The organism is Waterburya agarophytonicola KI4, from assembly GCF_020640915.1.
Classification (GTDB): domain Bacteria; phylum Cyanobacteriota; class Cyanobacteriia; order Cyanobacteriales; family Xenococcaceae; genus Waterburya; species Waterburya agarophytonicola.
The window spans coordinates 13,343-28,133 of sequence record NZ_JADWDC010000033.1 but is presented as its reverse complement, the minus strand read 5'-3'; the positions used below and the strand labels follow the sequence as shown (position 1 = coordinate 28,133).

The 14,791-nt window shown below is 38.0% G+C and carries 11 protein-coding genes; 3 read left to right on the top strand and 8 right to left on the bottom strand.

Annotation, left to right across the window (positions count from 1 at the left end):
• Positions 1-17: 17 nt before the first annotated feature.
• From I4641_RS13585 to I4641_RS13565, 5 genes are all read right to left on the bottom strand, one after another.
• Entirely contained in the window at positions 18-752 is a 735-nt protein-coding gene (locus tag I4641_RS13585; RefSeq protein WP_229641076.1) for a J domain-containing protein, read from the bottom strand.
• Between the two features lie 95 nt (positions 753-847).
• A complete protein-coding gene (locus tag I4641_RS13580) occupies positions 848-1,945 on the bottom strand; it encodes a tetratricopeptide repeat protein (RefSeq protein ID WP_229641075.1) in 1,098 nt (365 codons plus the stop codon).
• Between the two features lie 86 nt (positions 1,946-2,031).
• Positions 2,032-4,656 (bottom strand): CHAT domain-containing protein, encoded by a 2,625-nt coding sequence (locus I4641_RS13575; RefSeq protein WP_229641074.1) that lies wholly within the window; start codon positions 4,654-4,656, stop codon positions 2,032-2,034.
• 82 nt (positions 4,657-4,738) lie between these two features.
• Positions 4,739-5,287, bottom strand: a complete 549-nt coding sequence (locus tag I4641_RS13570; RefSeq protein WP_229641073.1) for a rhodanese-like domain-containing protein — start codon at positions 5,285-5,287, stop codon at positions 4,739-4,741.
• A gap of 13 nt (positions 5,288-5,300) precedes the next feature.
• The gene (locus I4641_RS13565) at positions 5,301-7,829 is read right to left on the bottom strand and encodes an EAL domain-containing protein (protein WP_229641072.1); all 2,529 of its coding nucleotides are present in this window, start codon (positions 7,827-7,829) and stop codon (positions 5,301-5,303) included.
• Positions 7,830-8,023: 194 nt separating this feature from the next.
• On the opposite strand from I4641_RS13565, the gene I4641_RS13560 reads away from it, so the two are divergent.
• On the top strand, positions 8,024-8,794 hold the full coding sequence (locus I4641_RS13560) for a DUF928 domain-containing protein (RefSeq protein WP_229641071.1): 771 nt from the start codon (positions 8,024-8,026) through the stop codon (positions 8,792-8,794).
• 4 nt (positions 8,795-8,798) lie between these two features.
• Here I4641_RS13560 and I4641_RS13555 read toward each other — a convergent pair whose 3' ends face one another.
• Positions 8,799-9,554 carry a WecB/TagA/CpsF family glycosyltransferase gene (locus I4641_RS13555; protein WP_229641070.1) on the bottom strand — a complete coding sequence of 252 codons (756 nt, stop codon included), beginning with the start codon at positions 9,552-9,554 and terminating at the stop codon, positions 8,799-8,801.
• Positions 9,555-9,602: 48 nt separating this feature from the next.
• Positions 9,603-9,929, bottom strand: coding sequence for a YbjQ family protein (locus tag I4641_RS13550; RefSeq protein ID WP_229641069.1), 327 nt, complete (start codon positions 9,927-9,929; stop codon positions 9,603-9,605).
• Between the two features lie 79 nt (positions 9,930-10,008).
• On the opposite strand from I4641_RS13550, the gene I4641_RS13545 reads away from it, so the two are divergent.
• Positions 10,009-10,986 carry a hypothetical protein gene (locus tag I4641_RS13545; protein ID WP_229641068.1) on the top strand — a complete coding sequence of 326 codons (978 nt, stop codon included), beginning with the start codon at positions 10,009-10,011 and terminating at the stop codon, positions 10,984-10,986.
• Between the two features lie 169 nt (positions 10,987-11,155).
• Positions 11,156-13,627: an HD family phosphohydrolase gene (locus I4641_RS13540; RefSeq protein WP_439655348.1), complete on the top strand. Its 2,472-nt coding sequence runs from the start codon at positions 11,156-11,158 to the stop codon at positions 13,625-13,627.
• 23 nt (positions 13,628-13,650) lie between these two features.
• On the opposite strand, the gene hrcA is transcribed toward I4641_RS13540, so the two are convergent.
• Positions 13,651-14,733 carry a heat-inducible transcriptional repressor HrcA gene (gene hrcA, locus I4641_RS13535; RefSeq protein WP_229641066.1) on the bottom strand — a complete coding sequence of 361 codons (1,083 nt, stop codon included), beginning with the start codon at positions 14,731-14,733 and terminating at the stop codon, positions 13,651-13,653.
• Positions 14,734-14,791 lie beyond the last annotated feature (58 nt).

Sequence of the window (14,791 nt, the reverse complement as noted above, 5' to 3'; positions counted from 1 at the left end):
ACTTACTAATGGGTTTACTACAACATGGTATCTTCTTCATCAGAATCCCCCAGAAAATTCTGAGAAATAGACCAAGCCGTATTAATTAATTGCATTGCCATTTCCGAGCCATCAAGATCGGGATGATATTTAAAGCTCATTTTGCGATAAGAAGAGCGTCCAAAGGCAATAAAAGCTACGGCATACCAAACCAAATCTAAACCATCAATAATATAATTTTGATAGGTTTTATACTCTTCCAGATAGCCAGCTACAAGCTGTTGATAAATTTTTTCGGCATTGGGCAGAGCTTTTTTAATATCATCTATAGAAATAGAATAATCAGCATAATTGCTATTATCCTTAGGTTGGGAATTAGCTCGATCGCTGGGGGGAGATTCTGGCTTATCAATATAAATATCCGTAACCACAGGCTTTCTATTTTCTCCTGAGATATTAGATACAGAAGAATATAAAGTATTTAATAAATCTTGATTGTCTTGACATTCGGTGTGTAACTCTAAAAATTCTTTGGATAAGTTAGCAATTCGTTCTAATTTATCTAGCTTGGGTCTTAATTCTTCGGCTCTAGTATAAAGTTTAAGAGCTTCGCGATCCAATTGATTGCGTTGCTGATTTTGTTGTTGGAGTTCTTTTTCTAAATCGACTATGCGCTGATTAATTTTTGCTTGTTCTTTTTGATTAGTTTCTTCTTGTAACTCAATTTCTTTCAACTGAGACTTTATTTGAGCAATAGTCTCGATGATATCCATGTTTTTAATCAATTAATATAGATAATAAATATATTGGATAGAATAAATTCTCGATCGCCAGAGTTCTAATTATTTGGGCATGGCAATAATGATTTTTACTCCTCATTATCGATCTTGTCAATTAAGATCGCAACATTCTTGGCTTGCTTGTCATTACCTGCTTTTTTGTATAATCTTTGGGCTTTCTTTAAAGCGGCGATCGCTTCAGTATTTCTTCTTCTCGCTTTGAGAGCAAGACCTAGGTTGTGATGTCCCTGAGGATTATCAGGTTCAATTTCCGTTAGGTTGCGAAAAGCAATGACTGCTTTAAGATAGCTTTTTTGAGCCAGATAAATTTCACCTATTCCTGCAAATGCTTCTGAAGCGTCAGAATTAAGTTTGGTTGCTTGTTGATATTCTTTTAAAGCTGCATTTAATTTTCCTTGTTGATATAAAGCATTGCCAGTGTGAATATAAACTAAATAATTTTGAGGATTATTTTTCTTCGCCGTTGCTAATGTTTGCAAACCTTCTTCGATTTCTCCTTTAACAATTAGAGCATCGGCTAATTCTAGGTCTAAGTCGATTAATTGAGGATATTTTTGAATAACTGGTCTTAAAAGATTAATGGCTTCTTGATAACGTTTTTGTTCGATAAAAATACGAGAAAGAATACGATAAGCTTGTTCGTTATCGGGGTCTAAAGCCAAGACAACTTTATAAGCTCGAATAGCTCGATCATATTCTTTAGCTCTGACCAAAACCACCGCCAAGCCAATATGATTTTGAATATTTAAAGGTTCTAAATCGATCGCTTTTTGATAGGCTTTTGCTGCTGCTGAGTTATCTCCATTCGTACCCAAGCTATAACCGAGAGCATAATATAATTTGGGATTATCGGGGGTTAAGGCGATCGCTCGTTTATAAGCTTCTATTGCAGCATCATAATCTTGTTTGAGAATCTGCACGTAGCCAATTCCCGAAAAAATCTGAGAATTTGCCCCATCTAAGGCAGCAGCTTGTTCGTAAGTTGCCAGAGCTTGATCGTAATCTTCGGTCTCTACATATTGTCTTCCTTTGAGGAGTAAATTATTTAGCTCCAACTGATTTTCTTGAGCGATCGCGAAGCGATTGGTTTGGGTTAATACAGGCATTGGAGAAACCATCGAAGCTACGACAATTAGAGATACTAAGCTCAAAGGTTTTAAAAACATAAATTCTATTATCAACGATCTGTTATCAAATAATAGTCCTTATTTTAGTTTTTGCTTGGTAGATTGAAATTGATTATCTGATCGATTTATAACCAATTGCCCAACAATACATAAGGAGCCCAGTAGAAAGGATGTTCGTATCCAGGGCTATGTAGCAAAGATAGTTGAGCTTGACGCACGGCATCGGCTTTAGCTAGATGGTTGTCTGATAGCTCGTGGTAAAAATCACTCATCAATTTGGTAGTAGCGCGATCGTTAACCGACCAAAGAGTAGCTAAAGTGCTTCTCGCTCCCGCCCGCACTGCCATTCCAGCAAGTCCTAGGGCAGCTCGGTTATCGCCCGTAGCTGTTTCACAAGCACTTAAAACCAATAACTCGATCGCATTTTTTTGGTTGAGATTTCTGGTTTGAAGAATATTATCCAATTGATTGATATCAATGCGATCGTCCCAAGCCAACAAGAAGGTATCTTCAATGGAAGAACTAAACTGTCCATGAGTGGCAATATGTACGATAGGATAGTCGGAATGTTGGATTTCTTGCTTGAGGGCTTCGCTGGTAAATTCGCGATCGACTAAGATAACACTATCTACAGTATCGTTAATTTGTTCTAACTCCGAGTTAACAAAGTCTAAAGCAGAAAAGCCCTGTCTGCTTTGAGTCAAACCCACGGCAATAGTTTTTAGTTTTACTTGTTCTATGGGACGGGGTGCTAATAGCTGTAAGCCAGGAGTTAGAGCGACATTATAATTTTCAATCAGATATTGCTTACCATCGTATAAAGCACCTAAGGGAATATTGCGTAACGAACCATCGGGAACAAAGACTAAAGTTTCAATCTTATTTTTAGTTAGATCTTTTAATGCAGGACGAATTAATAAATCGTATAGTTGCTTGGCAGGATCGTAAAAATGTCGGCGACTACGAACTACGATACTTTGACGGAATTGATCGATTGTAGCTTCTAATTTATCTCGATCTATATCGGTGGCATAGTGTTGTAAGGGTCGATCGGGCAAACTTAAAATTACTTCTAAGCGATCGCCTAAGATAATCGGATAAATTACTGCTGCGCGGTTGTCTACACTATCTATATTCACGACTTGAGCATCCAAACAAGCCTCTCGAAAGAAATTATTTAATTCTGCTAATTGAAGAGATTCGATTACTTCTCTACCCCTTTCTAAATTGCCTTGAGGGATCTCTTTTCCAGATTCGGCAGTTAATAATAAACTAACCAACTGTCGATAAACAGGCTCGACTCCTTCGCGAAAAGAATACTGTACGTCAGGGTCAATGGCGACCAAATCTTGACTTAATGACTTTAATAACTCCACCCCACGGGAATAATGGGTTATTGCTTCTGGAAGCTCCCCTAAAGCTTTATTTATTCTGCCTAGCTGCCATTGCCACAAGTAGACAATTTCGGGTGCATTTAATCTTTGACCTAAAATCAAAGCCTGTTGAGTATACTTCTTCGCCAAGTCGAAAGATTGTAATTCTTCCTTAATTTGTCCCCGCAAACCCCAACTATAGGATTGAGCCTTTTGATAATCGATCGCTTTTGCTTGTTCGATGGTTTCTTTTAATAACTCATCGATAGCTGACAGGTTGGGAATATTTGTTTTGTGAGTTTTTTTAAGGGCAGATCTACGATTTAATTTCATTAGAGCATGGGCAAAGTTGACCTTACGATCAATATTGGCTCTATTGTTCGGCAAACGAGCAAATTCATCTTGAATAGGTGTAATTAACTTTTGACTGTCTTGCCATTGAGGACTATCCGACAATAAATTAATGGTTGCCAAATTAACTTGTAGAGATAAATCCTGTGCCAGACAGCCAGCATCTTGACTACAAGTTGCCAAACCACGATGATAAATCTCTAAAGCTTTTTGAGGATTGCTTGCCTTATAGGTATTGCCCAGTGCAATCGCAGTTTTGACTTCTTCGCTGGGATCGTCCAAATTTTTGACGATTTCAAGACTGTCTGTTAACATTTCTTGCGATCGCTTTACTTGACCTACCAAACGTAAAATATCTCCATAACTCCTCAATCCCGTAGCTTTGATTGAGGAATCTGGTTGTTGGGTTAAATCTTGTTCTACTTCCCTTAGAGTATTGACCGCACGATGATAAAACCCCAATTCCTTGAATGCACTGCTTTGATTAATTGAAGCTCGAATTACCCCTAGATCGTCTGCTACGAGTTGATAATTAACTTTTGCTCGCTGCCAAGATGCGATCGCTCGTTCTATTTCTCCCCGTTCAAATTCTAAAATGCCCCGATTATTCCAGACTTGAGCCAATACAGGGACTTTATCCCTAGGACTAAGACTAGAATCTCGATCTAACAACTCTAAGCTATCGGCTATACTTTGGGTTGCCTGTTGCCAATGGTTTAACTGGCTATAAGCCAAAGCCAAATTGCTTAAAACCCTTCCTTGACCGAGAATATCTTGAGATTGAAGATAGATTTGATACGCCTGTTGCCAAGAGTTGATCGCACGGTCGAATTGGGCGATCGAATAATAATATTTGCCTTGTTTTTCTAATTCTGTAGCGTCTAGAGTATTTTCTAGTCGATTAACGGAGATCTCTGTAGCTACCCCTGGGGAGATGCCATAAAGATTGGGAAATAAGCTAATCGATAACCCTAATAAAATAAAGACCAACCATAGCAAGCAACGTTGTCTGAATTTGTCAGGCATAACTACAATAAATACTCATAAAATCGGGACAATAGATCGCAGCCTTAGTTTGCCCAATTTTCAGTTTTACCTAACTTTATATTTACCAAACAGCTTGATAATTATCTGCCGTGAGTTGCCACTGATGTCCAAAAACATGAACTTTATTAGTAAAACCATTGCGATCGACTAGTTTTCCTTGAATATGACTCCAAGCTAAGAGACTCCCCTCCAGGTTGAAAATATTTATACCTTTTTGTCTCAACTTACTTGTATACTTCCCGCTACGATAACCAATGGTACAGTAAGCAACAATTATTGCCTTATCGTCGTTATATTGCTCCAAATTCTCTTCAAATTCTGCCAAAGCGATCGCCCCAGGAATCATTGAAACAGCTCTTTCTTTCGGCGTTCGCACATCAACCAAGATAATATTTTTACCTTGCTGTTGCCACTGTTGTAACTGCTCAACAGTAATACTTTCTATTTGAGGAAATTCTTCAGCATATTTCCGATACATGGTAGTAATCTGCGATCGCTTATCTATCTCTGACTGCGCCACTGTAGTTTGTCGGCAGCCAGCACTAGTCAGAATTATCAAAACCCCAACTACAGTAATCAAACCCTGCTTCAACAACAACTTATACTTCATTGTTCAATAAAAACTACCATTGAGCTTTGTTGACAAATAATTCTGTTGCATCATCTTGCTTGAGAGGTTTAGCAAAAAAATAGCCCTGAGCATATTCACAATTAAAACCTGCCAAAATCTCTTTTTCTTCCACCGTTTCAATTCCTTCTGCAATCACATCCATACCCAATTTGTGAGCCAAAATTACAATAGTATTGACAATTTCGATATTTTTAGACCCTTGACTCATATTACTCACAAAAGACCGATCTATTTTTAAAGTATCGGTAGGAAAGCGATGTAAATAACTAAAAGATGAAAACCCCGTACCAAAATCATCCAGGCTAATTTTTATATTCAATTCTTTCAGCTCATTAAGCAAAATAATCGTATTTTCAACATCATCCATCACCATACTTTCGGTAATTTCTAATTTAAGATTGGCTGGATCGAGTTCGGTTACAATCAAAGTCTCTTGAATCTGAGCCACTAGATCTGCTTGAGAAAACTGTCTGCTAGAAAGATTGACGCTCATCGTCACTTGTTCCGCTTCGGGAAATTGCGATCGCCACGACTGCATTTGACGACAAGCAGTTTCGAGAATCCATTTACCCATCGGTACGATCAAGCCAGTTTCTTCCGCAACAGGAATAAAATCCCCTGGGGAAATAAAACCTCGTGTGGGAGAAATCCAGCGTACTAAAGCTTCAAAACCAGTTATCTTTCCTGTAGTAAAAGAAATAATGGGTTGATAATAAAGTTCAAATTCTTCATTGGCAATTGCCTGGTTTAAGTCAGCTTCTAGTTGTAGTCTTTTTAATGCCTGTTCGTGCATTTTGGTGGCAAATACCTGATGTTGACTTTTGCCAGATACCTTAGCTTTATACATCGCCGTATGAGAAGCTTGTAATAACTCTTCTGGTTGAAAGTCTTCGCTCATACGATTGAGAGCCAAACCAATGCTGGCTGAAGTAAAAACTTCTTGTTCCTTTAATTGAAAAGGAATGGCTAATTCTCGATCCAATGTATTGGCAACAGAAATTGCCTCTCCCGTATCCTCGTTAGTTCTAAAAGCGATCGCAAATTCATCTGCTCCTACTCTAGCTAAAATAGCCTTAGAATCGAGATTGTCTTGTAAACGTTGAGCCGTGGCGATTAAAATGCGATCGCCAGCTTGATATCCCAAACCATCATTAATCAGTTTAAAACGGTCTAAATCCAAACAGAGAATGGCAATATAGCCTTCGGATTTTAAACGATTTCTCTGCTTGAGTTCTTTTAGTTGCTTGGCAAATAGAGTGCGATTGGGCAATCCTGTTAAAGAATCATAAAACAAATTATACAAAGACTTATAACCCAAAACACTTACAGCAGTAGCTGCTAAGGCGATCGCAGCAGGAACAAAAGGAATCCAGCCTGAAAAGGCAAAAACAATCAGACAAATACTCCATAAAGCAACGATACTGACTATTCCCAGCATCGCGATCAAAAGAGGATGTTTGAGTTTCCAGGCGATCGCTACCCCCAATAACGACCAAACCCAGATCCAGACACCTTCAACCCCCTCAGACCAAAACCAAATCAGGGTTGCATCGTCTAATACCACGCTCAAAATTTGACTAGTCATTTGAGCGTGAGCTATCACCCCAGGCATAAAGGTTTGCGAACCTCTATAGGGAGTAGGAATTATATCTTTGATACTCGGCGCGCTAGTACCAATCAAGACGATTTTATCTTTGATTAGATTGGGATCGACTTTTCCTGCTAATACTTCACCTAGAGTTACTGTTTTAGCAATATTAGGAGAGCGATAATCGATCAAAATTTGTTTTCCCGCAGTTTCGGAAGACTCCAAGCGATAACCGCCAGAATTTGCCTTTAGATCGGGAAATATTGTATTTCCAATCTGCAAAAAATCACGTTCGACTTGAAACCGAAGATTTTGCTCTCTTAAATATTTAAGACTCAACTGAAGAGAAAAAGAAGACATTTGTTCGTCTTCCCCATCGCCAAATTGGACGTACATTAAATTACGTCGCAAGACATCACCTTCGATATCTAAAACTACATCGTTAAAACCGATTTGCTTTCTTTTTACCCCAGGAGGTGCAGCAACGCTATTATCTCCGTTACCAATTAACTGAATTACAACTACATTATCTCGTTGCAATTCTTGTTGTAGGGCTTTTGTTCCTGGTGGATAAGGAACTTCTCGATAAAGATCGAAGCCAATTACTTTGGGTTGGTGTTTTTGAAGATTCTTAAGTACCTGAGCTATAGTTTCATCTGAAATTGGCCAACTATTTTGTTTTTGAATATCTTTATCTGTAATTTCTACTACTAGGAATCTAGAATCTATTTCATTCTTATTGTGTAAATTTACCATCCAATCATAAACTAGTAATTCTAGAACCTGAAGACTTCCAAAATATCTAGAAACCAAGACGATTGTCGTGATTAAGATAGTTAACAGAAACAAAGACAGAGTGTAAGTACCAAGTTTTTTCTTGACTTTTTTGAAACCCAAATCATTATATCTAGCGAATTTATTATAAGCTTTCATGATAAAAAAATACTGTATAGCTATTCGGTGAAAATACTAATATTTTATAAATATCTAAGTAAATATATCTAAAAAATAATCTAGAAAATATTGTTTTAAACAAGTATAGTTTTATTTTTCAATAGTGGACAATGAACATAAAATAAGACTACTATATTTAGTATGTTTATTATCTTTTTTTTCTTAAATTAATAATGTTGAATATTAAACTTAAAAAAAGCAAACCAATTAGTATATTTGGCTCGCTAATGATGCTAAATATGGTATTCGGAAGTCTGGCAAATCCAGTAAATGCAGAAAAAACGACTACACAAACGAGTAACTCCGATTATGGTTTACCCAGTCATCGTCGAGATGGAGGTAGCAGAAGCAGCAAAGGCAATTGTTTAGCTGATGCTGACAGTCGCAATTTAACTGCTTTGATTCCTGAAAAAACCGTTGGTGTTAATGTTTCTGCTACTCCCAAATTATTCTTTTACGTACCCAAAGTCAGCAAAGAAAAAACTTTAGAATTTGTACTCCGCAACCAACAAGACGAATTAATCTACGAAGCTTTTCTGACTACAGAAGGAAAAGGCATCATGAGTGTTGATCTTCCTGCCAACGTACAAAAAGATATCATCGAACAAGATAATAAGTATCATTGGTATCTTTCTATGATTTGCAATTCCGAAGAGCGATCGCGAGATATTGTCGTAGAAGGTTGGATGCGCCAGTCAACAGTTGATGTTGCTACCCAGCAAAAACTAGATCGAACTAATCCCGCACAACAAGCAGAACTTTATCGCGATCGAGGTTTTTGGTACGATGCTCTTTCTGTTTTAGCCGACAACCAGCAATCAGCAGAAGAACTGCCCATAATTAGAGCTAAATGGACAGAATTACTAGAGTCTGTTGGTTTAAAAGAAGTGGCTAACGCGCCATTTATTGAAAGCCAATTGATTGAATCTTCTATCAAAAAATAGTCAATTATCTTTTTGCTTTTAAGCTAACTAAAGAACGCCAAAAAAATTTGGGCAAAGATAACATCCTGCGCCAACGCCACGGTTCTTGATAAAGACGATAAGACCACTCTAAATTGTTATTTCTCAACCATTGAGGCGCGCGAGACTTGTTTCCCGCCCAAATATCAAAACTTCCTCCAACACCAACCCAAACAGCATTGGGACATAAATGACGATTCTCTCTAATCCAAAGTTCTTGTCTGGGTACTCCAATCCCAACAAAAATAATCTGAGGTTGTTTCTCTTGTAGAGTTTTTTTCCACTCAGTTTCTCGATCTCCAGAAATATATCCGTCCTGACTTAAAATATTTAAGCTGGGAAATTTTTCCTGCCAAGTTTGAAGTGCATTAGCAGCGGTTTCAGGAGTTCCACCAAAAAAAACCAGACAGTTGTCAGAATTAGCCTGCCCAGTTTTGGCAATCAAAGATTCAGCCAGTTCTATACCAGGACAGCGTTGGTGTTTGACCCCCCGCAAACGCATATAAATGATAATTCCCGCACCATCAGGAATAATCAATTCTGCCTCTTTTATAGCTTGGCTGAGAACAGGATTCTCTTCTGCCATCATGGTCATTTCGGCATTCAAAGTTACCACATGAGTCCCAATACCCTGTTTTAGTCTGGCTAACAGCCAATCTTGATAGTTTTCCAGGAGATGAACGTGAAGATTGAGAATAGGAAAGGTTGGGGGGGCAGGTAAATTACTCTCTTTAGTCAACATAATTTTTGATTCTGGTTATTGGTGGATAACCACACAAACGCGCTCTTTCTAGCTCAATTGAACGGCCGTTCCCGTAGCAGTAATTAAAAGTAACACTCCTTTATTATCCACACTAATTGTACCCGTATCTATTTCGATGCCAATCACTGCATCTGCATTTAACTTTTGGGCGCGTTGCTTGAGTTCTTCGATCGCTTTTTGCTGTCCCTTTTCAAAAACTCTTTCATAACTTCCCGTACGTCCCCCAATAGTGTCTCTGATCCCCGCAAAAAAATCTTTCAAAACATTTGTACCGTATACTACTTCGGCAGTAACTATCCCTAAATAGTTTTCAATAGACTGATTCTGAATCGTGTCGGTAGTAGTAACTAACATGGAGGAAAGATGATGATTGATAGGTTGTGAGTATCTTATCAGTTTATTTTGATAGATTTTTAAAAAATGCAGGAGATTGATGAATTATTCTACTTTTGACCGATTTGCAGGGGCTTGGTGGGGAAGCGCGATCGCAGGGGCTTTATCTCAGGATCTAAATTTTGGGGATCGAACTAAGATTCTACGGTATAAAAATCCCGATTGGATCGCCACCAGAAACAAAATCGGACAAATAATTGTCAAAGATGGAAGACTAGATCGAATTGATTCCCAGTTAGTTGAGTTATTATCTGATGATGCTACAAGTGTTTCGATCGATCCTATCGATCTTCCTTATCGTTTGATGTCACTTTTGTTACCCATCATTTTATTTGCCGAAGATAATAAATATATATGCAAAGGAATTATTACTCAATGTCATTTTAAATCAGACCAGACATCACAATTAAAGGAATATCTCTTAATATGGAGTTATATTTTAACTTTGGTATTAAATAACAAATTTCAATTTAAAGAGCCAAATGTTAGTAAGTCCATCGACTTACTCTTGGGTGGAGGAGAAATTAAGACGACTTCTTTGGTTGAGAAACTAGAGATGGTAAGCCAAGCTTGGTCAAATGGCTTAAGTCTAAGACAATTGAGCGACCAATTACGTCAACCAATAAATAAAGATCGAGATGAGGTAGAAACTGCCTCAATTGCGATCGCTTTATCTTGGTTCTGTTTTGCCTCTACCCCTAGAAATTTTATGCTTTCAGTCAAACGCGCCAGTCACATTAATAGTAGGTTATCCGTACCAACTGCAATACTAACAGCTACCATCTCAGGAGCATATAATGGTGTAGCTGGGATACCGAGGAGTTGGAGAGAAACAAGTAATAGCGATCGCGTTGAGGAAGAGACTAAAAACACTATCAAACAACTGTTTCAAACTTGGCTGGGCATACACCATAGTTTAGAAAGTAAAGATTTATTTTGTAACCCAGAAATTCATGCAGTTGCTATGCCTAAAATTATTCAACCTCGTCAAAATTTAAAAATTATTTCTCAAAAATAAAATCTGGGTTAAATTTGTCAACTGTATACAACTATATAGCAGGCATAAATTTAGTAAATATAAAACAATAATTAATTCGGCAAACGAAATTTCTTGTGTCAAAGTTGTTATATTATTCGGTCACAATTAGGCAAAATATTTCTATAGCTTCTATTGGTCTTCATATATGATGAAAAGCTGGCATTCACTAATAGAATATTTTCAGGGATGGCGAGACAAATATTTACATCATAGTTTTTTAGGCTGGATCAAAAACTCAAGTAAAGCTGCTCAATTTTCAGGACAATCTTCCTTAAGAAGATACAACAAAAACAGCAAAAACAGCCTGAGAGATTTTTTGGCGATGTTGTTGGTAAGTATTGTAGCGTTAACTAGTGTTGTGGGCTATCGCTTCTACAATCAGCCCCAATTAACCGTGGGTAAAATTTCGCCCCTGACGATTAAAGCTCCCTATTCAGAAAAATTTGAAGATAATAAAACCACTTTAGAGAAACGCAAAGAAATTCAAACCGGGATTGTACCCATATTAAAGCAAGATACATTTTTAACCGAAGAAATTCAAACTAAGCTGGCAGCATATTTAGATAGCGTAGATGAATTAAGAAAATTAACTGAGCCTTTTCCTTTTTTCAATCCCGAAGTACTTTCTCTGTCGAGTCAAAAATATATTCGTTTTTGTCCAGAAGAAGAGTTTAAATCAGTTTTGGCTTCTGTGGCTCAAAATTTTCGCGAAAAATCTGCCAACCCTCAACATAACGTGCCTTTAGAAAAAAGACCAGATTTTAATATCAAATTGCAACAAGTTGCTTCAGAATTAAAGGCATATCGCGAACAAACATCGGACACGGAGTTCAATACTTTAATTGCCCAAATTACCCTAACTCGTTATCGCTATGCTCAGGCTTGGAAAAAGTTAGCTCAGAAAAAAAATGTTCGCTTGGATGATAAAGAAATTGTTATTCTTCTCGATTTGACTGAAAAAGATTGGAAAACTACGAAAAATACGATTTCTTTGGCGATTGATCGCATTTTAACTCAAGGTATTCCCTTGGGGATGCCTTCTAGTCTTTTAGAGCAAGCCGTCTCGGCTCAACTCAATCCTGACATACCTGAAAATGCCGAATTTTTAGCTCACAATTTACTATTAGAAATACTCGAACCCAATCTAGAAGAAGATAAAGATGCTACGAGAAATATTGCTGAAAAGGCAGCTATGGCAATTAATACCGTCATAGTAGAAATCGAACAAGGAGAAGTGATTGTCGAGCAAGGAGCAAGAATAACTCAAGCAGATTTTGTGTTGTTAGATGGTTTCAAACTCAGTCAGCGAGGGACTAATTGGGACGGATTAAAGCTCTGTGCGACTTTTGTTAGTTTTGTTCTTGGCATCTTTTTGGTGATTCAAAGACGGGTATATACTTCAATCCGCAATCGCGATTATCTTTTACTGTGCCTATTAAGTTTGAGCGCGCCTTTATTAAGCGTGTTTAATTTTCCTCATACTAGTTTGCCAGCGATTGGTTTGTTGGTTAGTAGTTTTTATACTCCCAGTTTGGCTGTATACCAAGTGGCTTTAGTAGCAGCTTTAGTCATGTTTAGCAACCAAGCTATTGGATATTCTTATTTGCTTGCAGGATGTGCTGGAGGATTGATTGCAGCTATTTTTGCTGGTAGATTGCGATCACGAGAAGCGATCGCCAGATTGGGTATTATGGTGGGGATATCTCAAGCAGCAGTATATTTAATTAGTAATTTAATCGCCAGTGCTAGTCCTGCTACTATTTGGTCTGCCATTTTACCCGATGCTTCTATCTGCGGTCTGTTTGGGGTTGCTTGGAGTGTGGTGGCGATCGGAATTTCTCCTTATTTAGAAAGATTTTTTGATTTAGTTACCCCAATTCGGTTGGCAGAGTTATCGAACCCTAATTTACCCCTACTCAAGCGATTGGCTACTGAAGCACCAGGAACATTTCAACATACTATGTTTGTGGCTTCTCTAGCGGAAGCTGCTGCGAGGGAATTAAATTGCAATGTAGAGTTGATTAGGGCGGGTACTTTGTACCATGATGTGGGCAAAATGCACGACCCTCTAGGCTTTATTGAAAACCAAATGGGAGGACCTAACAAACACGATGAAATTGACGATCCTTGGCTGAGTGCGGAAATTATCAAAAAGCACGTCAGCGAAGGTTTAGCGATGGCGCGTCGATATGGTTTGCCCAAAGCTATCAGAGATTTTATTCCCGAACATCAGGGAACTTTATTGATTGCTTATTTTTACTATCAGGCAAAACAAAAAGCGGAGGAAGAGGGTGCTACGGTATTAGAATCTGATTTTCGCTATATTGGTCCAATTCCCCAGTCGAGAGAGGCAGGAATTATGATGTTGGCAGATGGTTGCGAAGCTGCTTTGCGATCCCTGAGAGACGCTACTCCCAAACAGGCTTTATCTACAGTACAAAAGATTTTCAAGTCCCGTTGGCAAGACGGTCAATTGCTCGATAGTGGTCTTAGTTATGATGAATTACCCATTGTGGCAGATGTTTTCATCCGAGTCTGGCAACAGTTCAATCATAAACGGATTGCCTATCCTAAAGGGGCATTAGATGTTAGTCTAAATCGGAACAGAACAAATAGCTGATTTTTCTGTATCCATCCCACGCCCTAAATTGACATTTTAAAGGGGTTAGAAAGATAGTTAGCCGTATTTTCGACTAAAGCGATCGCATTTTCATAGAGCATTCTTTTGGGCCCTAAAATGCCCACGCTACCCACAGGAGTACCATCTTGATAGTAGTTAGCTGAGATTAAAGTACAGCTTTGCATCGGTTCGAGGTAATTTTCTTCCCCGATGGTAATGCTAACCCGTTGGAGGGAATTTTTTACTTCAGGAAGGGTGAAAATAACTGGTAGTAACTGTTCTTGTTTTTCTTCTAGTAAAGATAAAAGAGTTTGAACTTGTTGGAGTTGAGAAAACTCTGGATGACGCAAAAATTCTGCTACGCCATGAATTAAGATCGGACTAGAATTATTGTCTTTAAAACTGGCTTTTAATTGGTCAAATAAGATGCTAAAAAAGTCGGTATATCGAGCAAAATTATCATCTATATTCGACCAATCATTAGTAGCAATTTCGGCTAACGATTTTCCTTTTAGTTCGGTATCTAAAAAGTTAGATAAAAGCTGCAATTGGCGATCTATATTTGATTCGTCTGGATCGTCATTTTGTAGGGGGGATTCAATCAAAATTGATTGGGTTTGAAAAGAATCTGTTACTACAATTAACATGACGCGATCGCTTCCTATTCTGACCAATTGTAAATGGCGCAAAGTACTATTAAGATTTTGGGGGAAAGTAATTAAAGCAATATAACCACTTAAGGTTGCTAAAATTTTGGCTGCTTTTTGTAATAGTGCTTCAAAGCTTGCTCTAGCTACTTTTAACTCGCGCTGTACTGATTTTTGGATAATTTGACTGACATCACCATTAGGGACAATAAGATGGTCTACATAGGTGCGATAACCCGAATCAGAAGGTACTCTTCCCGCAGATACGTGGGGTTGATAAAGTAGTCCAGCTTCTTCTAAACGCCCCATAACATTGCGAATGGTAGCAGAACTAACGTCAAAATCATACTCTTGTGCCAAAGTCTTGGAAGCTACTGGCTCGGCGGTAGCAATATAGTGTTTTATAGTAGCTTTTAATATATTTTGATGTCTCGCACTCAGATCGGGTTGGTGTGCCATTAAATATAATTATTGATAATTATTTGTAGGGTAAAGTCGAGAATTTTAGTCAAGTATA